This window comes from Antarcticimicrobium sediminis (assembly GCF_004348975.1).
Taxonomy (GTDB): Bacteria; Pseudomonadota; Alphaproteobacteria; order Rhodobacterales; family Rhodobacteraceae; genus Antarcticimicrobium; species Antarcticimicrobium sediminis.
Genome location: NZ_SMFP01000008.1, coordinates 105,186 through 124,998, shown reverse-complemented (window position 1 = coordinate 124,998; position 19,813 = coordinate 105,186). Strand labels below are relative to the sequence as shown.

Annotated in this window: 20 protein-coding genes; 8 read left to right on the top strand and 12 right to left on the bottom strand. The window is 63.5% G+C overall.

The window, feature by feature from the left end; genetic code table 11:
* Positions 1-8 precede the first annotated feature (8 nt).
* Positions 9-830, bottom strand: a complete 822-nt coding sequence (locus E1B25_RS13310) for an ABC transporter permease (RefSeq protein ID WP_132830005.1) — start codon at positions 828-830, stop codon at positions 9-11.
* A gap of 119 nt (positions 831-949) precedes the next feature.
* On the opposite strand from E1B25_RS13310, the gene cysQ reads away from it, so the two are divergent.
* The 7 genes from cysQ to E1B25_RS13275 all read left to right on the top strand — a co-directional run bounded on the left by cysQ (position 950) and on the right by E1B25_RS13275 (position 9,468).
* Positions 950-1,747 carry a 3'(2'),5'-bisphosphate nucleotidase CysQ gene (gene cysQ, locus E1B25_RS13305; RefSeq protein ID WP_132830004.1) on the top strand — a complete coding sequence of 266 codons (798 nt, stop codon included), beginning with the start codon at positions 950-952 and terminating at the stop codon, positions 1,745-1,747.
* Positions 1,747-2,550: a 3-deoxy-manno-octulosonate cytidylyltransferase gene (locus E1B25_RS13300; protein WP_132830003.1), complete on the top strand. Its 804-nt coding sequence runs from the start codon at positions 1,747-1,749 to the stop codon at positions 2,548-2,550. Before cysQ ends, E1B25_RS13300 begins: the two co-directional genes overlap by 1 nt.
* Positions 2,547-3,791, top strand: coding sequence for a glycosyltransferase family 2 protein (locus tag E1B25_RS13295; protein ID WP_132830002.1), 1,245 nt, complete (start codon positions 2,547-2,549; stop codon positions 3,789-3,791). The genes E1B25_RS13300 and E1B25_RS13295 overlap by 4 nt, the downstream gene beginning before the upstream one ends.
* A 231-nt stretch (positions 3,792-4,022) precedes the next feature.
* Positions 4,023-5,279, top strand: coding sequence for a glycosyltransferase (locus tag E1B25_RS13290; RefSeq protein WP_132830001.1), 1,257 nt, complete (start codon positions 4,023-4,025; stop codon positions 5,277-5,279).
* Positions 5,280-5,326: 47 nt separating this feature from the next.
* The gene (locus E1B25_RS13285; protein WP_132830000.1) at positions 5,327-6,337 is read left to right on the top strand and encodes a glycosyltransferase family 2 protein; all 1,011 of its coding nucleotides are present in this window, start codon (positions 5,327-5,329) and stop codon (positions 6,335-6,337) included.
* Complete coding sequence (locus E1B25_RS13280; protein WP_132829999.1) at positions 6,334-8,031, top strand: DUF5927 domain-containing protein; 1,698 nt, start codon at positions 6,334-6,336, stop codon at positions 8,029-8,031. Before E1B25_RS13285 ends, E1B25_RS13280 begins: the two co-directional genes overlap by 4 nt.
* Before the next feature lie 6 nt (positions 8,032-8,037).
* Complete coding sequence (locus E1B25_RS13275) at positions 8,038-9,468, top strand: nodulation protein NodH (protein WP_132829998.1); 1,431 nt, start codon at positions 8,038-8,040, stop codon at positions 9,466-9,468.
* A gap of 31 nt (positions 9,469-9,499) precedes the next feature.
* Here E1B25_RS13275 and E1B25_RS13270 read toward each other — a convergent pair whose 3' ends face one another.
* The 7 genes from E1B25_RS13270 to E1B25_RS13240 all read right to left on the bottom strand — a co-directional run bounded on the left by E1B25_RS13270 (position 9,500) and on the right by E1B25_RS13240 (position 14,321).
* A complete protein-coding gene (locus E1B25_RS13270; protein WP_132829997.1) occupies positions 9,500-9,961 on the bottom strand; it encodes a PTS sugar transporter subunit IIA in 462 nt (153 codons plus the stop codon).
* Positions 9,962-10,006: 45 nt separating this feature from the next.
* Positions 10,007-10,582: a ribosome hibernation-promoting factor, HPF/YfiA family gene (gene hpf / locus E1B25_RS13265; protein ID WP_132829996.1), complete on the bottom strand. Its 576-nt coding sequence runs from the start codon at positions 10,580-10,582 to the stop codon at positions 10,007-10,009.
* Positions 10,583-10,873: 291 nt separating this feature from the next.
* Complete coding sequence (gene lptB, locus E1B25_RS13260; RefSeq protein WP_132829995.1) at positions 10,874-11,632, bottom strand: LPS export ABC transporter ATP-binding protein; 759 nt, start codon at positions 11,630-11,632, stop codon at positions 10,874-10,876.
* On the bottom strand, positions 11,632-12,132 hold the full coding sequence (locus tag E1B25_RS13255) for an LptA/OstA family protein (RefSeq protein WP_132829994.1): 501 nt from the start codon (positions 12,130-12,132) through the stop codon (positions 11,632-11,634). Before E1B25_RS13255 ends, lptB begins: the two co-directional genes overlap by 1 nt.
* A gap of 3 nt (positions 12,133-12,135) precedes the next feature.
* Positions 12,136-12,738, bottom strand: coding sequence for a hypothetical protein (locus E1B25_RS13250; RefSeq protein ID WP_132829993.1), 603 nt, complete (start codon positions 12,736-12,738; stop codon positions 12,136-12,138).
* Between the two features lie 9 nt (positions 12,739-12,747).
* Positions 12,748-13,710 (bottom strand): KpsF/GutQ family sugar-phosphate isomerase, encoded by a 963-nt coding sequence (locus E1B25_RS13245; RefSeq protein ID WP_132829992.1) that lies wholly within the window; start codon positions 13,708-13,710, stop codon positions 12,748-12,750.
* A complete protein-coding gene (locus E1B25_RS13240) occupies positions 13,707-14,321 on the bottom strand; it encodes a ribonuclease D (RefSeq protein WP_132829991.1) in 615 nt (204 codons plus the stop codon). The genes E1B25_RS13245 and E1B25_RS13240 overlap by 4 nt, the downstream gene beginning before the upstream one ends.
* 225 nt (positions 14,322-14,546) lie before the next feature.
* Here E1B25_RS13240 and E1B25_RS13235 point away from each other — a divergent pair, with 225 nt between their 5' ends.
* Entirely contained in the window at positions 14,547-15,413 is an 867-nt protein-coding gene (locus tag E1B25_RS13235) for a phosphotransferase family protein (RefSeq protein ID WP_132829990.1), read from the top strand.
* Here the strand turns inward: E1B25_RS13235 and E1B25_RS13230 are convergent.
* The 4 genes from E1B25_RS13230 to E1B25_RS13215 all read right to left on the bottom strand — a co-directional run bounded on the left by E1B25_RS13230 (position 15,395) and on the right by E1B25_RS13215 (position 19,812).
* A complete protein-coding gene (locus tag E1B25_RS13230) occupies positions 15,395-16,720 on the bottom strand; it encodes a UDP-glucose dehydrogenase family protein (protein ID WP_132829989.1) in 1,326 nt (441 codons plus the stop codon). The two genes, E1B25_RS13235 and E1B25_RS13230, sit on opposite strands and share 19 nt — an antisense overlap.
* Positions 16,721-16,799: 79 nt before the next feature.
* Complete coding sequence (locus tag E1B25_RS13225) at positions 16,800-18,110, bottom strand: NAD(P)/FAD-dependent oxidoreductase (protein ID WP_132829988.1); 1,311 nt, start codon at positions 18,108-18,110, stop codon at positions 16,800-16,802.
* Complete coding sequence (locus tag E1B25_RS13220) at positions 18,107-18,925, bottom strand: ABC transporter permease (RefSeq protein ID WP_132829987.1); 819 nt, start codon at positions 18,923-18,925, stop codon at positions 18,107-18,109. The genes E1B25_RS13225 and E1B25_RS13220 overlap by 4 nt, the downstream gene beginning before the upstream one ends.
* Entirely contained in the window at positions 18,922-19,812 is an 891-nt protein-coding gene (locus E1B25_RS13215) for an ABC transporter permease subunit (RefSeq protein ID WP_132829986.1), read from the bottom strand. The genes E1B25_RS13220 and E1B25_RS13215 overlap by 4 nt, the downstream gene beginning before the upstream one ends.
* Position 19,813 lies beyond the last annotated feature (1 nt).

The following is a 19,813-nucleotide window of genomic DNA, read 5'->3' as shown; positions in this document are numbered from 1 at the left end:
GCGCCGCCTTAGCGCCGCGCACCCCAGCTTACCGACGCGTGACGACGGGTATAAAATTCGCCCATCAGACCGACCATCACCAGCACAATGCCAACCCATAGGGCATAGTGCCAGTTGCTGTTCAGCGGGTTGTAATTGAGAAAGACAAAGCCGCGCGACTGGTCGATGGTATGAAACAGCGGGTTCCATGAAAAGATCGGCAGCATGAAAGCGGGCAGCGTATTGGCCAGAAACATCTTGCCCGAGGCGATCATGTTAGCGCGCTGGTAAATGGTCGAGATCAGGCTGACCGCCGTGGGGAACCACGGGCGCACCGCAAACAGCACCAGCCCCACCGCGCATCCGGTGAACCAGGACAACAGCACCATGCCAAAGGCGGCAAGCGGCTGGTTGATGGTGATCGGGGTAAAGGCGACGTGATAGACGAACAGGATCACGAACATGGTCAGCGCCTGAATATATAGCGTCCCGAGCGCCGCAGCGGTGATGGTGATCACCGTATTCATCGGCGCGTGCTGCATCATTGGATGGTTCGGCCCCTCGGACCGCACGATCGCGCCGACGGCCTTGGTGTGGCACATGTACAGGAAGATGCCCGACATAACATACAGCAGGAAATCCCCCCGCACCGCCGATTTGCGCAAGCCCAACACCGAGAACATCACATAGAACGCCAGCACAAAGACGACCACCTGCAACATGTTCTTGCCGATGGCCAGAAAGGCATTGTTGTGCGCCGACCGCACGCTGCGCACGACCGAGTGAAAGATCAACTCAAGGATCGTGATCGCGCCGGCCAATTTTGATCGCTGCATGTGCTGTTGGAACATTCGACCTCGGCCTTGTGACTCTGTTTCGGTCTGCCACGGAATTCTTGCCGTTCGGCACTATCCGCAGCATAAGTGGCATCAGATTTAGCAGCAACCCGGCGCAAAAATGGAGCCTTTTTGTGAAATATGATGCCTTAATTCCAGTTATCCGCAAACTCGCAATCGAAGCGGGGGCGGAAATCATGGCGATTTACAACTCCGACGACTTCGAAGTGAAGGTCAAATCCGACGACAGCCCGGTGACCGCAGCGGACGAGGCAGCCGACGCGTTGATCTCTGCCGGGCTGCGCGCGGCCTTCCCCGATGTTATGCTGGTGACCGAGGAACAGGCGGCCTCTCACAAGCTGTCCGGCGACACCTTTCTGATCGTCGATCCGCTGGACGGGACCAAGGAATTCATCAACCGGCGCGGCGATTTCACCGTCAATATCGCATTGATCGAAGCCGGTGTTCCCACCCGTGGCGTGGTTTATGCCCCGGATCGCAACCGGATGTTCTTTACCCTCGCCGATGGCACCTCGGTCGAGGAAACCGGCGCGTTTGATCCCGACACGATGGGCGAGATCCGCCCGATCCATGTGGCCGACAGCGACAACGACGCCCTGCTGGTGGTGGCGTCGAAATCCCACCGCGATCAGGCCACCGACGATTACATCAACAAATATGCGGTCAAGGACAGCAAAAGCGCGGGCTCTTCGCTGAAATTCTGTCTGGTCGCCACCGGCGAGGCCGATCTTTACCCCCGCGTCGGGCGCACCATGGAATGGGACACCGCCGCCGGCCATGCGGTTCTGCTGGGCGCGGGCGGCAAAGTGGTGCGGTTCGACGATCACACCCCGCTGACCTATGGCAAGGAAGGCTATGCCAACCCGTTCTTCATCGCCCATGCCCCGGGCGTCGTGCTGAAGCAGGCGTAATGTCGGTTCTGGTCGCCATCCCGGCGCGCTTTGCCTCGACCCGCTATCCCGGCAAGCCGCTGGTCGAACTCAAGGGCGCCTCGGGCGCAAGCAAAAGCCTGATCCAGCGCAGCTGGGAGGCGGCCTGCGCCGTGCAGGGCGTGGACCGGGTGGTCGTCGCCACGGATGATGACCGCATCCGCAGCGCCGCCGAAGCGTTCGGGGCCGAGGTGGTGATGACCTCTTCGGACTGCGCCAACGGCACCGAACGCTGCGCCGAGGTGCTGGATGCGCTTGGCGGCGACTTTGACATCGTGGTCAACCTGCAAGGCGATGCGCCCCTGACACCGGCGTGGTTCGTCGAAGAGCTGATCGCGGGTCTTCGGGCCGATCCGATGTCCGAGGTCGCCACCCCGGTGCTGCGCTGCGACGGGCGGGCGTTGAACGGGTTTCTCGATGACCGCAAGGCCGGGCGCGTGGGGGGCACCACCGCCGTGTTCACCAAGGACAACCACGCGCTCTACTTCTCCAAAGAGGTGATCCCCTATACCCCCGCGCGCTATCCCGACACGGCGACGCAGACGCCGGTGTTCCACCATGTCGGCGTCTATGCCTATCGCCCCTCGGCGCTGGGGGCCTATCCGCGCTGGCCCGCCGGACCGCTGGAGCAGCTCGAAGGGTTGGAACAACTCCGCTTCATCGAACACGGCCACCGGATCCTTTGCGTCGAGGTAGAGTCGCGCGGGCGGCAATTCTGGGAGCTGAACAACCCGGAAGACGTCGCAAGGATCGAGGCGATGATGGCGCAAATGGGCGTCGCATGAGCGGCGCGCTGACGGTCTCTGTCGTGATCGTCAGCCGGGGCCGCCCCGACGCCCTGCGCCGCTGCCTGCTCGGGGTGTCGCAACTGCGCTATGACCCGTTCGAGGTGGTGGTGGTAGCAGACGCCGCCGGGCGCGCCGCGCTGCCCGGGGTGCCAGCCGCCGCGCATGTGAAACTGATCGCCTTCGACGCGGCCAACATCTCGGCCGCGCGCAATGCCGGGATCGCGGCGGCGGCGGGCGCGATCGTGGCCTTTATCGACGATGATTCCGTGCCCGAACCAACTTGGCTTTTGCATCTTGTGGCCGGGTTTCGCGATCCCGCCGTGGTGGCGGCGGGCGGTTTTGTGCGCGGGCGCAACGGTATCTCGTTCCAGTCGCGTGGCGCGATGGTGAACGCGGCGGGCCGCGAAACCCCGCTGCCCCTCGACCCCGCGCGCATCACACTGCTGAGAGCCGCGCCGGGCCACGCGATCAAGACCGAGGGCACCAATATGGCCTTTCGCAGATCAACCCTCGCCGCGCTGGGTGGGTTCGATCCCTGCTATCGCTTTTTCCTCGACGAAACCGATCTGAACCTGCGTCTGGCCGAACGCGGGGCCGTGACCGCGCTGGCGCCACTGGCGCAGGTGCATCACGGGTTTGACGCCAGCGCGACGCGGCGCGCCGACCGCGCCCCGCGCGACCTTAGCGAAATCGGCGCAAGCTGGGCGGTGTTCCTTGGCCGCCATTGCGCCAAGGCGCGCCGTGCACAGGTCTGGGCCGATATTCAGGCCAGCGAGCGCCGCCGCGCCCTGCGCCACATGGTGGCCGGTCGGCTGGAGCCGCGCGATGTGCGGCGGCTGATGGCGGGGTTGCACGCCGGGTATGCCGACGGACTTGCGCGGGCATCGAAGCCGCTGTCACCGCTGCCCGATCCAACCGCGCCGTTCCTGCCGTTCCCGCAGCGCCCGCAGGCGCGCTCGGTGTTGCTGACCGGCCGCCCGTGGTCACGCCAGCGCCTGCGCACAGCGGCGCGCACTGAGCGCGCAGCAGGCAACCGCGTCACCGTGTTCCGGTTCTCGCCCAGCGCGCTGTTCCACCGGGTTGCCTTTACCGACGAGGGGATCTGGGAACAGACCGGCGGTCTTTGGGGCAAAAGCGACCGCAGCCAGCCGCTGATCCGCCTCTGGTCCTTTGCCGGTCGCATCCGGGCCGAAGCCAAGCGTGTCAGCCGCCTGCGTGGGTTCGATGCCGCGACCTGAGCCTTGTCGTGAAATCCGCAGGATGGCGCGAAAATCCGCTTTCGCCCCATTTGCGAAGGCCCATTGCGGTGTAAAGATGCACCACGTTGGAAAGACTGGTTCTGTTGGGGGGTGAGCAATGCGCAAAAATGGAACGAAGGTGATTTTTCCGCTCGAACGCACCAAAGTGACCCCGCTCGACAAAGCCGCCCAATAGACAAAACTTCGACTGGCCCAGAAGACCACCATCGCATGGAGGAGCCCGCACTGCCCAGTCCCGAACATACCAGTCCGCAGATCCACCCACCTGCGCGCCTGCTTGACCTCACCCGGCTGATCCGCCGGGCGGGGCGGCGTCCGACCGGCATCGACCGGGTCGAACTGGCCTATCTGCATCACCTGCTGCGCACGCCTGTGCCGCTGTTCGCACTGGCGCGCAGTGCCTATGGCTATGTTCTGCTGGACGCGACCGGCATCGCCGATATCGCCGCGCGCCTTGATGGGACCCGCGACTGGGGGCGCGCCGATCTGCTGTCACGACTGGCCCGGCACCTGCCGCCGCAGATACGCCGCGCCGAAAGCGACCTGCGCCGCGCCGCCTGCGCCCGCTGTCGCCCCATGGCGCTTGCCCGGATGCTGCGGCGGCATCTGCCCGATGGCTTTGCCTATCTCAATGTCGGCCACTCCAACCTGAGCGCGCGCACGCTGCGCGGAGTGCGCCGGGGCGGGGCGGGACGTATCGCGGTTCTGGTCCATGACGTGATCCCGCTTGAATTTCCACAGTATCAGCGCCCCGGCACGCCAGATATCTTCCACGCCATGTTGGGTCGGGTCCGCACCCATGCCGACCTGATCATCTACAATTCCGCCGATACCTGCACGCGCGCCGAACAGCAGATGAGTGCTTGGGGGCCGGTGCCAGCCGGGGTGATCGCGCATCTGGGTGTGCCGCGTCCCCTGCCGGGCAAGCTGCCGCCGGGGATCGACCCGGCGCGCGCCTATTTCGTGGTGCTTGGCACCATCGAGCCACGCAAGGGCCATGATCTGCTGCTCGATCTCTGGGACGAGATGGGCGAGGCAGCAGACCGCCCCGGTCTTATCCTGTGCGGTGCGCGCGGCTGGGCCAACGAGGCCGTCTTCAACCGGCTCGACCGCCTGCCCCACGATAGCCCGATCCGCGAAATGTCGGGGCTGAGCGACGAACAAATCGCCGCGCTGCTGATCCAGTCCCGCGGGCTGCTCTTTCCCAGCCACGCCGAAGGCTATGGCCTGCCGCCGATCGAGGCGGTGGCGCTGGGGGTGCCGGTGATCAGCAATGATTTGCCCTCTATCCGCGAAATCCTGGGGAACATTCCAGTTTACGTAAAAGACTCTGAGCGGTATCAATGGCTCAGTGCCGTCAAGGCCCTGTCAATGGGTCCAGGCGCACCGCGAGAGGCAGCAAGTAACGCAGGATTTGTCCCCCCGAGTTGGGAGGACCACTTCAACATCGTCTTAAGGTTAACCTGATAGGCGCTGAAGGGACGGAACCTGCAATTGGGTGAAAAGGGCGCGCTTTGGGCGTATGGCAGACATATCGCCTGCGGGTGCAGCGGAAACGCTGGCGCATCCGTGCGTTCCGAAAGCGGCGCGAACTGACCCCTGTTGCGAACCGCACCGGCGCCATTCAGCGCGGCGACATCCTGTTGTTCTGCACCCAACGCAATGAACGCATCCGCCTGCCCTATTTCCTCGACTATTACCGCGACCTAGGCGTCAATCACTTCGTGATCGTCGACAACGACAGCAGCGATGACTCGGTGGCGTATCTACGCGATCAGGACGACGTGTCGCTTTGGCATACGCGCGCCGGGTACAAACGCGCCCGCTTCGGGGTCGACTGGCTGAACTGGTTGCAACGTAAATACGGCCATGGCCATTGGTGCCTTGTGGTCGATCCGGACGAATTCCTGATCTACCCGTTCTGCGACACCCGCCCCTTGCGCGCGTTGACCGACTGGCTTGATGCCTCGTCGATCAAATCCTTCTCGGCGATGCTGCTGGACATGTACCCCAAGGGGCGGCTTGATGCGCAGCCCTATCAAGAGGGACAGAACCCGATCGACATCGCCCGCTGGTTCGACAGCGGCAATTACACCCTGAAAAAGAACAAACGCTATGACAACCTGTGGATTCAGGGCGGACCGCGCAGCCGGGTGTTCTTTGCCGATGCCCCGGCCAAGGCCCCGGCGCTGAACAAGATCCCGCTGGTGAAATGGGACCGCAAGTACACCTATGTCAGCTCGACCCATATGCTGCTGCCGCGCGGGCTGAACCAGACCTATGACGAATGGGGCGGCGAAAAGGCCAGCGGCGTGTTGCTGCATGCCAAGTTTCTCGACACCTTTTCGACCAAGGCCGCCGAGGAGATGGAGCGCAAGCAGCACTATGCCGCCTCGCTCGAATATCGCGCCTATGCCGAAAGCCTCAAGGACGACCCCGAACTGTGGTGCAAATGGTCCGAGAAATACATCAACTGGCGCCAGCTTGAGATCCTTGGCCTGATGTCCAAGGGGAACTGGGCATGAGCGTCGGCATCGTCATGCTGGTGCACACCGCGCTGCACCGGGCCGAACAGGTGGCGCGGCATTGGCGCGCGGCTGGCTGCCCGGTGGTGATCCATGTCGACCAGAATGTCGCGCGCATCACCTATCAGCGGTTCAAGACCGCCCTGTCGGACGATCCCGGCATCCTGCTCAGCCCGCGCCACCGCTGCGAATGGGGCACTTGGGGGATCGTGGCGGCAACTCAGGAGGCCGCCGAGCTGATGCTGGAGCAGTTTGCGGATGTGCGCCACGTCTACCTTGCCTCGGGCTCCTGCCTGCCGCTGCGCCCGGTGCAGGAATTGATCGATTACCTCGCCGCCCGCCCACGCACCGATTTCATCGAAAGCGTGACCACAGCGGACGTGCCCTGGACCGTGGGCGGGCTCGACGCCGAACGCTTCACCCTGCGCTTTCCCTTCTCGTGGAAACGACAGCGGGCACTGTTCGACAAATATGTGGAGATCCAGCGCAAGATCGGCTTCAAACGCCGCATCCCCGCCGGGCTGGTGCCGCATATGGGCAGCCAGTGGTGGTGCCTGACGCGACAGACCCTGTCGGCAATCCTCGAAGACCCTGCCCGCGCCAGCTATGAACGCTACTTCCGCCGCGTCTGGATCCCCGACGAAAGCTATTTCCAGACCCTTGCACGGCACTATGCGACCAAGATCGAAAGCCGGTCCTTGACGCTGTCGAAGTTCGATTTTCAGGGCAAGCCGCATATCTTTTACGACGATCACCTGCAATTGCTGCGCCGCTCGGACTGTTTCGTCGCACGCAAGATCTGGCCGCGCGCCAATCGGCTGTATCAGGCGTTTCTGACCGACAGCGATGGCGCGATGAAACGGGCCGAACCCAACCCCGGCAAGATCGACCGCATCTTTGCCAAGGCGGTGGACCGGCGCACGCGCGGGCGGCCCGGGCTTTACATGCAAAGCCGGTTCCCCAATCCGGGCTGGGAAAACGGGCTAACCGCAACGCCCTATTCCGTGTTTCAGGGCTTTGCCGAACTGTTCGAGAATTTCGAGACCTGGCTGGCGCGCGCCACAGGTGCGCGGGTGCACGGCCATCTCTTTGCCCCCGAACGGGTCGAATTTTCCGGTGGCCAAAAGGTGATCAACGGCACGCTGTGTGACAGCGCGCTCAAGCGCGACTATGACCCGGTCGCCTTTCTGACCAGCCTGATCTGGAACACCCGGGGCGAACGGCAATGTTTCCAGTTCGGCCCGCGCGACACCCAGAAAATCAACTGGACCATCGCCCGCGATCCCAATGCGCAGGTCTCGGTCATCTCGGGCGCATGGGCGGTGCCGCTGTTCCGCTCCAACAGCAATTTCACCGATCTGCGCAAAGAAGCCGCCCGCCTGCAGCGGATCGAAAGCAAACATCTGGAGATCCTGCGCTCGACCCAGGTCAAGGCGCGTGTCCGCATCTGGAACATGGCCGAATTCATCGAGGCGCCGATGGAGCCGTTGCAAGCCATCCTGAGCGAGCTGGGCGCCGCCGCGCCGCGCCATCTTGCCGAAGCGCCCAAGATGGTCGATCTGGCCGGGTTCGGGCAATTCCTGCAAAACCTCAAGAACCAAGGGATGCACCCCTATCTGATGGGTGACTTCCCGGTGGAGCAAGGGCCGACACCCCCCTCGATCCCCACCCGAAAACCCTATCTGGTAAGGTGATCTGGCATGTCTGACTTTGACTATTTCACCGTCGTTGCCGAGATGCGCACAGGCTCCAACTTTCTTGAGACGAACCTGAATGCGCTCGACGGCGTCGCCTGTCATGGCGAGGCGTTCAATCCTCATTTCATCGGCTATCCCAACCGCGACGACATCCTTGGCGTCAACCGCGCGGCGCGCGATGACGACCCCCAGCGCCTGATTGCCGCCATCCGCGATCAGGCGGGGGTGCTGGGGGGCTTTCGCTATTTCCACGATCACGACCCGCGCGTGCTCGACGGGATGCTTGATGATCCGCGCTGTGCCAAGATCGTGCTGACGCGCAATCCGCTCGACAGCTATCTGTCGTGGAAGATCGCGCAGGAAACCGGGCAGTGGAAGCTGACGGATGTGAAACGGCGCAAGGCCGCGACGGCGCGGTTCGATGCCGAGGAATTCGCGCAGCATGTCGAGGCGCTGCAAACGTTTCAGCAACAGCTCCTGAACCGGCTTCAGACCAGCGGGCAAACCGCCTTTTATCTCGCCTATGAGGATCTTCAGGATCTGGCGGTGATGAACGGGCTGGCACAGTGGTTGGGGGTCGCGGCGCGACTCGACAAACTGGATCAAAGCCTCAAGCCACAGAACCCGGCCCCGGCCACCGACAAGGTCACCAACCCGGACGAGATGACGGCGGCGCTGGCCGGGCTTGACCGCTTCAACCTGACCCGAACGCCCAATTTCGAACCGCGCCGGGGGCCATCGGTGCCCGGCTATCTGGCCGCAGCCGAAACGCCGCTGCTGTACATGCCCCTGCGCGGCGGTCCCGAGGCCGAGATCGCCGCATGGCTGGCCGCGCTGGACGGCATCGCGCCCGAGGCGCTGCCAAGCAAGATGACCCAGAAGGATCTGCGCCAGTGGAAACGCCGCAACCCCGGACACCGCAGCTTTACCGTGCTGCGCCATCCGGTGGCGCGGGCGCATCACGTGTTCTGCACCCGTATCCTTAACGACGGTCCGGGCAGCCTGCGCCAGATCCGCGACACGCTGCGCCGCAAGTTCAAGCTGCCAATCCCGAAATCCAGCCCTGACAGCGGCTATACCCCGCAAGAACACCGCGCCGGCTTTGAAGGGTTTCTCGCCTTCGTCAAAATGAATCTGGCTGGCCAGACCGCGATCCGCTGCGACACCGCCTGGGGCAGTCAGGCACAGGCGCTGTCCGGCTTTGCCGAGTTCGCCGCCCCCGATCTGGTGCTGCGCGAGGAAGAGCTGAGCGAGTTGCTGCCCGATTTGGCGCGCCGCGTGGGCCACAACGCGCCGCCGCCCCCGCCACAGCCGCTGGCAGAGACCCCCATCGCGCTTGACGCCATCTATGACCCCGCGCTTGAGGCGCTGGTCTCCGAGATCTATCAGCGGGATTACATGATGTTCGGATTCGGCCCCTGGAAGGCAAGCTGAGCCGCAGCGTCACTGCGGCTCAGGCAAGACGTCAGGCCGCGACGGGCTGCGCTTCGGTCAGCAGGGTGTACAGCGTGGCAGCATCCGGGTTGGCACGCAGCTTGATGCACAGGGCCGGGTCGCGCAACGTCCGCGACACCAGCGCCAGTGCCTTGAGATGTTCGACGCCGCTTTCTTCAGGCGCGAACAGCGCAAAAGCGATATCCACCGGCTGGCGATCCACCGCGCCAAAGTCGATCGGCTTTTCCAGCATCAGGAATATGCCGATCACGGCATCGATCCCCGGCATCCGCGCATGTGGCAGGGCGACGCCATGGCCCACACCAGTGGGGCCAAGGCTTTCGCGTTCAAGCAGCGCTTCGACGGTGTCTTGCGGATCCAGCTGGTACGCACCGCTGGCGACATCGCCGATTTCCTGAAACAGGCGCTTTTTGCTGGACGCCGCGGAAAATACCTTCACAGCCTCAGGCTTGAGGATACTCGAAAGGGCCATCAATGTATTGCTCCGCTCTGGCGCCGCTTTGGGCATTTTTGTCCATTAACCGTCAGACTGCGGGTCGATCCAGCCGATATTGCCGTCGTCGCGGCGATACACGACGTTGACCCCATTCTTCTTCTCGTTGCGGAACACCAGAACCGGGGCACCCGTCAGCTCCATCTGCATCACCGCCTCGCCAACGCTAAGAGACGCGATCTTTGTCTCCATCTCGGCAATGATGATCGGCTGCAGTGTTTCTGGCTCGGCCTCCTCGGTCTGTTCGCCCGCGGCGAGGATATACGAGGACGCGCCAAAAAGTTCAACCGGTTCCGGCCGGTCGCGGTAATGGTCCTTGAGCCGCCGCTTGTACCGGCGCAGCTGTTTTTCCATCTTGTCTCGGCAGGCATCAAAGGCGGCATAGATTTCAGTCGCGCTCGCCTTGGCGCTCGCCGTCATCCCGGTCGACAGATGGACCGTCGCCTCGCAAACATATTCATGCGCGCTCCGGGAAAAAACCACGTTGGCATCGGTCGGACGCTCGGCGTATTTCTTGACCGCGACGTCCAATTCTTCCTGCACGTGATTTTGCAGGGCCATGCCAATATCAATCTGTTTTCCGCTGATCTGGTAACGCATGTGCTCTCCTTTTCATTTTACACCCGCCACTCCGGTTGACCCGGCCTGTATTAGTTGCGGGTGATGGGAAATGGCATCGCGGGCTGTTGCGCTGCACCGACTCCTGTGGCCAAGGCCGGTTTGTGAACTGCATTGAACTGCACGCGTACCATGGTTCCATTTGAGGCGAGATGCGGCCCAAGAGTCAACGTACCGCAGCATCGAAATGCATAAAAACAGGTCGTGCATTCTGCCCTGTTCGCGGCCAGACTCGCGCCCGCCGGACAATCCAGACTCGCGCCCTCTGGGCGATCACGAAATGCGGAACCCCTCGCCCAGATAGACGCGGCGAACGTTTTCGTTCTCCACTACCTCGCCCGGGGTGCCCGACATCAGCACCTGCCCGTCATGCAGGATATAGGCGCGATCGACGATCTCGAGCGTTTCGCGCACATTGTGGTCGGTGATCAGCACACCGATGCCGCGCTTTCTCAGATCGGCCACCAGATGACGGATATCGCCGACGCTGATCGGATCGACCCCGGCAAAGGGTTCGTCGAGCAGCAGATATTTCGGATCGGCGGCCAGACAACGGGCGATCTCGACCCGGCGGCGTTCGCCCCCCGACAGCGCCAGCGCCGGGGCCCGACGCAGATGTTCGATCGAGAAATCCGACAGCAGTTCTTCCAGCCGTTCGCGCCGCGCATGCGGATCACGCTCTGAAATATCCAGCACTGCCAGAATGTTATCCTCAACGCTCAACCCGCGAAAGATCGACATCTCTTGCGGGAGATAGCCAATACCCATCCGCGCGCGGCGATACATCGGAAGCGCAGTGACCGCCTGCCCGTCCAGCGTCACACTCCCCGCCTCGGGGAACACCAGCCCGGCGATGGCATAGAATGTCGTGGTCTTGCCCGATCCGTTGGGGCCCAACAGCGCCACCACCTCGCCGCGGCCCAGCTCCATCGACACGTCCCGGATCACCACCCGCTTGCGATAGGATTTGCGCACCCGCTCCACACGCAGGCCCAAGTTGCCCTCGGTCACGGTCAGGTCGGGGGGGGGCATCAGTCGTCGCCACGCGGAGTCGGATTCAGGATCGTCTTGACCCGACCGGCCATCTGCGCGGTGCCCGTGGTCAGGTTCACGGTCATCCGGTTCGAACTCATGGCACTGGGACCTTGGGTCAACAGCACATTCCCGGTCATCACGATTACGCCACTGTCGATGCTATAGACCGCGCTGTCGGATTCCGCCGCGTCCGGACCGTTTATCAACACCACCCCGCCGCTCGCCTCCAGACGGGCTATACGGCTGGCCTCCCGATCATAGACCACAAAGACCCGGTCTGCGGACATCCGCATCTCGCCCTGAATCACCAGCACATCCCCGGCGAATTCGGCCGAGCCATCGGCCTGGTTCACGTCAAGGTTTTCGGCTGTCACTTCAACGGGTTGACTAGGGTCCGCCGGCGTCGCGCCAAACGCGACCGTGGTTCCCTGAGCGGCGCTCGCGCCAGCGCTCAGAACAACAGGAAGGCACAGAAAAAGGACACGAAGATACGACAACTGTTATTGCTCCGGGGGTTTTTGGGGGTCGTATATCAGCTTCACTCCGTTTTTGAAAACCATATGCATCGGTTCGCCCGGGTTTTTCGCCCCGATCTCCATTTGTCCGGCGGTCAGATCCCCCACCGGGCCAAGCGCGCGCACCTCGCCAGGGGTGCTGGCGCGAAACGTGCCGATGGTGGCGTCCAGCCGTTCGGTCCGCACGACAAAGCCGGTCGACGTGGTGATTTCGACGCCGCCGATAAACTGCGCCGCGTCAGTGGCCGGATCGACCGCGCCGCTGTTCGAGCGCAGCACGATCAACCCGCCCTGCGCCATCTTCATCCGCGCGTGCAACTCCTCGGCCTCGGCCAGCCCGCCGCTGCCAAAGGGGCGCGCCAGCCGGGCGCTGACGGTAATCTCGTCGCCGTCCGCCGTGGTGCCGGAAAAGAACGGCGCGGTGATTTGCTGGGCGCGCACACGCTCCTCGATATCCTTGCGGGCAAAGGGCAGGGTCACCTCGGGATCAGAGCCCCGCGACAACAGGAACAGCGTCGACAACAGCGCCAGCGCCGCCAGCGGCAGGATGACCTTCAGATAGGCCACAAAGCGTGAATACCTGTCCATCGCGTCAGCTTACCCCAGACCGGCCCGCAGGCAGTCATGGATATGCAGCAACCCCTCGGCCCGGCCATTGCCCGCCGGATCAACCACGAACAGGCAGGTGATCCGGGGGCTGGGCAAGGTCATCAGCGCCACGGCCTCCTCGGCCAGCGCATCGGGTCCGATGGTGCGCGGGTCCGCCGTCATGACCTGATCCACCGTCAAGGACAACAGCCCCTCCATATTGCGACGCAGGTCGCCGTCGGTGATGATGCCGCGCAACCGGCCCTGCGCATCGGTCACGCCGACCACGCCAAACCCCTTTTGGCTCATGCTCAGCAGCGCCTCACCCATCGCGGTGCCGCTGGGCACGATCGGCAGGTCGCTATGCATCAGGTCCCGCACCTTGCTCAGCCGCGCGCCCAGCTTGCCGCCGGGGTGAAATTCGCGGAAATGCGCCGGGGTGAACTTGCGATGCTCCATCAACGCCACCGCCAGCGCATCGCCCAGCGCCAGCGTCATCGTGGTCGAGGTGGTGGGCACGATGCCGGTATTACAGGCCTCTTCCGCCTGCGGCAGCACCAGAGCCACATCGGATTGCTTCAACAGCGTCGACTCGGCCCGGCTTGCCACCCCGATCAGCGGAATGGCAAAGCGACGGGTATAGGCGACCAGATCGGCAAGCTCCGGCGTCTCGCCGGAATTGGACAGCACCAGCGCCACATCGCCCTGCGCCATCATGCCCAGATCGCCATGGCTGGCCTCGGCCGGGTGGACAAATTGTGCCGGCGTGCCAGTGCTGGCCAGCGTCGCCGCGATCTTGCGCCCGATATGGCCCGATTTGCCCATGCCGCTGACCACGACCCGGCCTTTCGCCTTGAGCAGGGTCTCGACCGCACGGTCGAAACTGTCATCCAGCCCCTCGGACAATTGCCGCAGCCCATCAACCTCGGTCGCAATGACCCGGCGGGCGATATCCTGAAAATCCGTACTCATGAATGCGCAAAGATGTCGGTTTCGGGCCATCCCTCTAGATCCAGACGCGCCCGCGCGGGCAGGAAATCGAAACAGGCCTGCGCCAACTCGCTGCGCCCCTCGCGGGCCAGCCGCTTGTCCAGCGCCGCGCGCAACCGATGCAGGTACAGCACGTCCGAGGCGGCATAATCGAGCTGCGCCTTGCTCAGCTTGTCGGCGCCCCAATCGCTCATCTGCTGCTGCTTGGAGATGTCGACACCGATCAGCTCCGAGGTCAGGTTCTTCAACCCGTGCCGATCCGTATAGGTGCGCACCAGCCGACTGGCGATCTTGGTGCAATAGACCGGCGCGGCCAGGGCGCCAAAGGCGTTGAACATCGCCGCGATGTCGAAGCGCCCGAAATGGAACAGTTTCAGAACGTTTGGGTCTTCCAACATCCGGCACAGGTTCGGGGCCTGAGTTTGCCCTTTGGCCACCTGCACAAGATGCGCATTGCCGTCGCCGCCCGACATCTGCACCACGCACAGCCGGTCGCGATGCGGGTGCAGCCCCATGGTTTCGCAGTCGATGGCCACGACGGGGCCAAGGTCGAGCCCGTCGGGCAGGTCATTCTGATAGAGGTGGTTCGCCACGTCGGGTTCCTTTGCTGCGGCCGGTCGCCCGTGCGGGCCGGTGTTCCTCGCCGAAATAGGCGCTTTGCCCGGCAAACTCAACTGTGGCGCCGCCGGGTCTTGTGCCGCCTGACGCGGCGGGCGATCCTGTCGCGATGTCCTGCCAGAGCCGGGCACCGAAACCAGAGAAAGCCCGACACCCTGCCCCACCGTCCTGCCCAGCCCCCCGCTGCCGCACCCGCGGACATGCTGCCGCCGCCGGAGCTGATCGCACTTCTGCACCGACGCGGGTTTGTCGCCGCCGATCCCCGGCCGGTGCCGCTGGCAGGGGGGCATACCAACCGGGTTTGGCGGCTGCGGGGGCAACTGTACGATCTGGTCCTCAAACTCTACGTTTCAGATGCGGCCACACCGCTTTTTGCCAATGATCCCCGGCGCGAAACGGCCTGCCTTGCAGCGCTGTCGGGCAGCGGCATCGCCCCCACCCCGGTCGCAGCCGATCCACAGGCGCAAACGCCGTGGATCCTTTATCGCCATCTGCCCGGCACAGGCTGGACCACCGGGGGAGAGGCCGTCGCCGAGTTGCTGGGCCGGGTGCACGCGCAGACCGCCCCTTCTGGGCTTCCGAACGCACCCGACGGCAGCGCGGAACTGGCGCGCCAAACCCTTGAAATCCTGTCACTTTGCCGCTCGTCGCAGACCCATGCGTTGCGCGTGCTGGAACCTGCGGGCACGGTCGCCCCCTCGGGCCAGCACAGACTGGTTCATGGCGACCCGGTGCCGGGGAATATCGTGATGCAAGGACCCCGCGCCACATTGATCGATTGGCAATGCCCTGCCTGCGGCGATCCGGCGGGTGATCTGGCGATCTTTACCTCTCCCGCAATGCAACTTGTCTATCGTGGCGCACCGCTCAGCACATGGGAAAAGGCCGCGTTTCTAGGGGCTTACCCGGATCTCGCCACAGTTGGGCGCGCCCTCGAGCTGCAGCCATGGTATCATTGGCGCATGGCGGCCTATTGCCTGTATCAGTCCGAACGCGGGCGCGCGGGCTATACCCAAGGGCTCGACCTTGAACGCGCCGCGCTGTCGGCTCAGTCCTCGGCGCTATAATCGCTGCGACCGATCGAAACATAGCGCCGGAACCCGGCGCGTTTCGCATCCTGTACCGAATAGATATTGCGCAGATCGGCCATCGCCGGAGTGGCCATCTTTTTCGCCAACCGCTTGAGATTCAACGCGCGAAATTCGTTCCACTCGGTCAGGATCACCAGCGCGTCGGCGTTTTGCGCGGCCTTATAGGCATCCTCGACCCATTGCACGCCGGGCAGCAGCGCCTCGCCCTCGCGCCGGCCTTGCGGATCGACCACCCGCACCCGGGCCCCGGCCCCGATCAGCGCAGGAATGACCGTAAGGCTGGGCGCCTCGCGCATATCGTCGGTATTGGGCTTGAAGGTCACACCCAGCACCGCCACCGTTTTTCCGGCAAGCTTCCCATCCATCATGTCAGAGATCTTTTCAACCATGCGGCGGCGGGTTTCGTCGTTGACCTTGATGACCGTCTCGGTGATCTGCATGGATACCCCGTGATCTTGCCCGATCCGCGCCAAGGCCTTGGTATCTTTTGGAAAACACGACCCACCATAGCCGGGGCCCGCGTGCAGGAACTTGTCGCCGATGCGCCCGTCCCGGCCCATCCCCTTGCTCACCTGCTTGATATCCGCACCCACCCGTTCGCACAGCGCGGCGATCTCGTTGATAAAGGTGATCTTGGTCGCCAGAAACGCGTTGGCGGCGTATTTGATCATCTCGGCGCTTTCCAGATCGGTGGAAATGACCGGAAAGTCGCGCAGATAAAGCGGTCGGTAGATATCCGCCATGACTGCGGCGGCGCGATCATTCTGAACCCCGACGACAACGCGGTCGGGCTTCATGAAATCCTCGATCGCCGCACCCTCGCGCAGGAACTCCGGGTTCGAGGCGACGTCAAACTCGGCCCCCGGGTTCGCCTTGGCGATGGTCTGCTTGACCTGCCGGTTGGTACCAACCGGCACCGTCGATTTGGTCACCACCACGGTATAGGCGGTGATCGCTTGCGCGATCTCCTCGGCTGCGGCCATCACATAGGACAGATCCGCGTGCCCGTCGCCGCGCCGCGTCGGCGTGCCGACCGCAATAAACACCGCATCGGCGCCGTCCACCGCTGCCGGCAGATCGGTGGAAAAAGACAGCCGCCCGGCCTCGACGTTCTTTTGGATCAGCGCGTCCAGACCGGGCTCAAAGATCGGCACGTCGCCGCGCTCGAGCATCGCGATCTTGTCCGGGTTCTTGTCGACGCAGATGACATCATGGCCGAAATCCGAGAAACACACGCCCGATACCAGACCGACATAGCCTGTCCCGATCATTGCAATCTTCATATGCCCGTCCTCACAACCGAATTTTGCTCAGGGATGGGCGATCCGGCGGGCTCTGTCAACCGCACCGGGTGACGATTGCTCAGAGATCGCCCAGCGCCAGCGCGGCATAGGTCGGCGGCATCAACAACCGCCGTGCCCGGCCCATCGGAAAGACGCCCATCGGCGCGCGCATCGCCGCAGGATAGGGCAGATCCGACGCGCCCAGCACCAGATCGGCCAGCAATCGACCCGCATAGCTGCCCATCGCCACGCCATTGCCATGATAGGCGAGCCCGGCAAACATCCCCGCGCGACCCGGCACCGGCCCGACATAAGGCATGCGGTTGCGCGCCAGACAGACCATGCCGGACCAGTTGTGCGCGCTCTCGACCGCGCGCCAAGCCGGGAACATGCGTTCGAAATCACGCCGGTTGCGGGCGCGTGCGGCGGCCTCGGCCCGGGGCGACGACATCAACCCGCCGCGCATCCCGAACAGGAACCGGCGGTCCGGCATCAGCCGGAAATAATGCAGCAGGTTGCGGGTATCATAGGCCATCTGATCGCTGGTCCAGCCCTGCGCAGCAAGCTCGTCCTCGCGCAGCGGGCGGGTGACCAGCACGGTGGATTGCGCCGGCATATAGCGCCCGGCCAGCCAGTCCGGCACATCCTCGCTGGAATAGCCATTGGTGCAAATCAGCACGGTATCGGCGCGCAACTGGCCCTGCGGCAGCGCGATGCGATAGCCCTCGCCGGTCTTTTCGATCCGGCCCGCAGCGCTGTTCTGATAAATCCGCGCGCCGGCCTCCGCAGCCGCGCAGGCCAGCCCCAACACGTATTTGCGCGGGTTGAGACCAAATCCCACCGGCAGCGTAAGCGCGCCGTGAAACGGGCCGCTGAACCCCTCGGCGGCCAGATCGGCGCGTTCGGTCAGGGTCGCGCCATCCTTGCCCTCGGCGGCGCGGCGCAGCCGGGCCATCGCGCGCGGGCTGTGGGCAAGCTGGGTCTCGCCGTGCGAATGGGTATCGGCGTCGATCCCCAGCCGATCCAACAGACGGGCCACCAGATGCACTGCCTCGACCTCGGCGTCGTAAAAGTTCTGGGCAGCATCCGGTCCGTAACGATGGATGATTTTGCTGTCTTTCAGATGCCCGCCGCCAAGGCAGCAGAACCCGCCGTTGCGCCCCGAAGCCCCCCAGCCGGGATATTTCGCGTCAAGCACCACGACCGAGGCCCCGGCCTCGGCCAGATGCAGCGCGGCGGAAAGCCCGGTAAAACCGCCGCCGATCACCGCCACATCGGCGCGCAATTCGCCCCGCGCCTCGGGCCAGTCAGGCCGGGGTGCGGTTTCATCCCACCAACAGCTGTCGCGCGGGCCATCGGAATAGGCGAACGATCCGAAAATGCGTCTCATTGCGCGCGCTCGGCGGCTTGTTCGTCCTTTTTCTGCCGGACCAGACTTCGCTTTGACACCAGCGAGGCGGCGATCACGCCAACCGCCACGATGGCGATCATCACGGTGGACAGCGCGTTGATCTCGGGGCTGACCCCCAGTCGGATCGACGAAAAGATCTTGATCGGCAGCGTGGTCGCGGACGGTCCGGCGGTGAAGGAAGCGATCACCAGATCATCAAGCGACAGGGTAAAGGCCAGCAACCAGCCCGAGATCACCGCCGGCGCAATGATCGGCAGGGTGACCAGCCGAAACGCCTGTGCCGGGGAACAGCCCAGATCCAGCGCCGCCTCTTCCAGCGATTTATCAAAGGAAATCAACCGTGAGGACACCACCACCGAAACATAGCACATGGAAAAGGTGGTATGCGCCAGCACGATGGTCAGAACCCCGCGATCCAGCCCGATGCCGATGAACAGCAGCAGCAACGACAGGCCGGTGATCACCTCGGGCATCACCAGCGGGGCATAGATCATGCCGGAAAACAGCGTCCGCCCCGGAAACCGACTGCCGCGCACCAGCACATAGGCCGCCATCGTGCCCAGTACCGTCGCGATGGACGACGAGAAAACCGCCACCTTCAGCGTGACCCAGGCGGCATCCAGAAACGCCTCGTTGTGCAGCAACTCGCCATACCACCGGGTCGAGAACCCGGCCCAAACCGTGACCAGTTTGCTGGCGTTGAAGCTGTAGATCACAAGGATCAGCATCGGAATATAAAGGAACGCAAACCCCAGCGTCAGCGATACGGTGTTGAACCAGCTCAGCCTGTTCATTGTTCGGCCTCCGCCTGTTTTTGTTGGTTGCGCTGGAACAGCACGATCGGGATCACAAGGATTAGCAGCAGCACGATCGCGACCGCACCCGCCACCGGCCAATCCCGGTTGGAAAAGAATTCCTCCCACAGAACCTTGCCGATCATCAGCGTCCTCGATCCACCCAGCAGCGAGGGGATCACGAATTCACCCAGCGCCGGGATAAAGACCAGAAAACTGCCCGCCGCGATGCCGTTCTTGGACAGCGGCACCGTGATCAGCCAAAAGGCGGAAAGCCGCGAACAGCCCAGATCTTCGGCCGCCTCGATCAGCGATTCATCAAGCCGGTCAAGCGTGGCATAAATCGGCAGGATCATGAACGGCAGGTAGGTGTAAACGATGCCGATATAGACCGCGATACTGGTGTTGAGGATGATAAGCGGTTCGTTGATGAGGCCGGTCCACAGCAGGAACTGGTTCAGGAACCCCTCTTGGCTGAGAATACCCATCCAAGAATAGACCCGGATCAGGAAACTGGTCCAGAACGGCAAGATGATCAGCATCATCAGCGTCGGGCGCCATTCCTCGGGCGAGCGGGCCAGACCATAGGCGATCGGATAGCCGATCATCAGCGTGAACGCCGTGGAGATGACCGCGATCTTCAGGCTGCTGAGGTAGGCTTTCCAGTACAGATCGTCCTGCGTGAGCCAGACGAAATTCTCGAAATCCAGCCCCGAGAAAAACGTCTTGATTCCCTCCCAGCCGGCACCAAGATCCAGCGTCGGCGTATAGGGTGGGATCGCCAGCGCGATATCCGAGAGCGAAATCTTGAACACGATGACAAAGGGCGCAAGAAACAGCGCCAGAAGCCAAGTGTAGGGAACCGCGATCAGGAGGAAACGGCGCATC

Bases quoted from the DNA above. Each gene is read 5' to 3' on its own strand.
- E1B25_RS13310 (WP_132830005.1), bottom strand. From the start codon at position 830: ATGTTCCAACAGCACATGCAGCGATCAAAATTGGCCGGCGCGATCACG.
- E1B25_RS13300 (WP_132830003.1), top strand. From the start codon at position 1,747: ATGTCGGTTCTGGTCGCCATCCCGGCGCGCTTTGCCTCGACCCGCTAT.
- E1B25_RS13295 (WP_132830002.1), top strand. From the start codon at position 2,547: ATGAGCGGCGCGCTGACGGTCTCTGTCGTGATCGTCAGCCGGGGCCGC.
- E1B25_RS13290 (WP_132830001.1), top strand. From the start codon at position 4,023: ATGGAGGAGCCCGCACTGCCCAGTCCCGAACATACCAGTCCGCAGATC.
- E1B25_RS13280 (WP_132829999.1), top strand. From the start codon at position 6,334: ATGAGCGTCGGCATCGTCATGCTGGTGCACACCGCGCTGCACCGGGCC.
- E1B25_RS13275 (WP_132829998.1), top strand. From the start codon at position 8,038: ATGTCTGACTTTGACTATTTCACCGTCGTTGCCGAGATGCGCACAGGC.
- E1B25_RS13270 (WP_132829997.1), bottom strand. From the start codon at position 9,961: ATGGCCCTTTCGAGTATCCTCAAGCCTGAGGCTGTGAAGGTATTTTCC.
- hpf (WP_132829996.1), bottom strand. From the start codon at position 10,582: ATGCGTTACCAGATCAGCGGAAAACAGATTGATATTGGCATGGCCCTG.
- lptB (WP_132829995.1), bottom strand. From the start codon at position 11,632: ATGCCCCCCCCCGACCTGACCGTGACCGAGGGCAACTTGGGCCTGCGT.
- E1B25_RS13250 (WP_132829993.1), bottom strand. From the start codon at position 12,738: ATGGACAGGTATTCACGCTTTGTGGCCTATCTGAAGGTCATCCTGCCG.
- E1B25_RS13245 (WP_132829992.1), bottom strand. From the start codon at position 13,710: ATGAGTACGGATTTTCAGGATATCGCCCGCCGGGTCATTGCGACCGAG.
- E1B25_RS13235 (WP_132829990.1), top strand. From the start codon at position 14,547: ATGCTGCCGCCGCCGGAGCTGATCGCACTTCTGCACCGACGCGGGTTT.
- E1B25_RS13230 (WP_132829989.1), bottom strand. From the start codon at position 16,720: ATGAAGATTGCAATGATCGGGACAGGCTATGTCGGTCTGGTATCGGGC.
- E1B25_RS13225 (WP_132829988.1), bottom strand. From the start codon at position 18,110: ATGAGACGCATTTTCGGATCGTTCGCCTATTCCGATGGCCCGCGCGAC.
- E1B25_RS13220 (WP_132829987.1), bottom strand. From the start codon at position 18,925: ATGAACAGGCTGAGCTGGTTCAACACCGTATCGCTGACGCTGGGGTTT.
- E1B25_RS13215 (WP_132829986.1), bottom strand. From the start codon at position 19,812: ATGCGCCGTTTCCTCCTGATCGCGGTTCCCTACACTTGGCTTCTGGCG.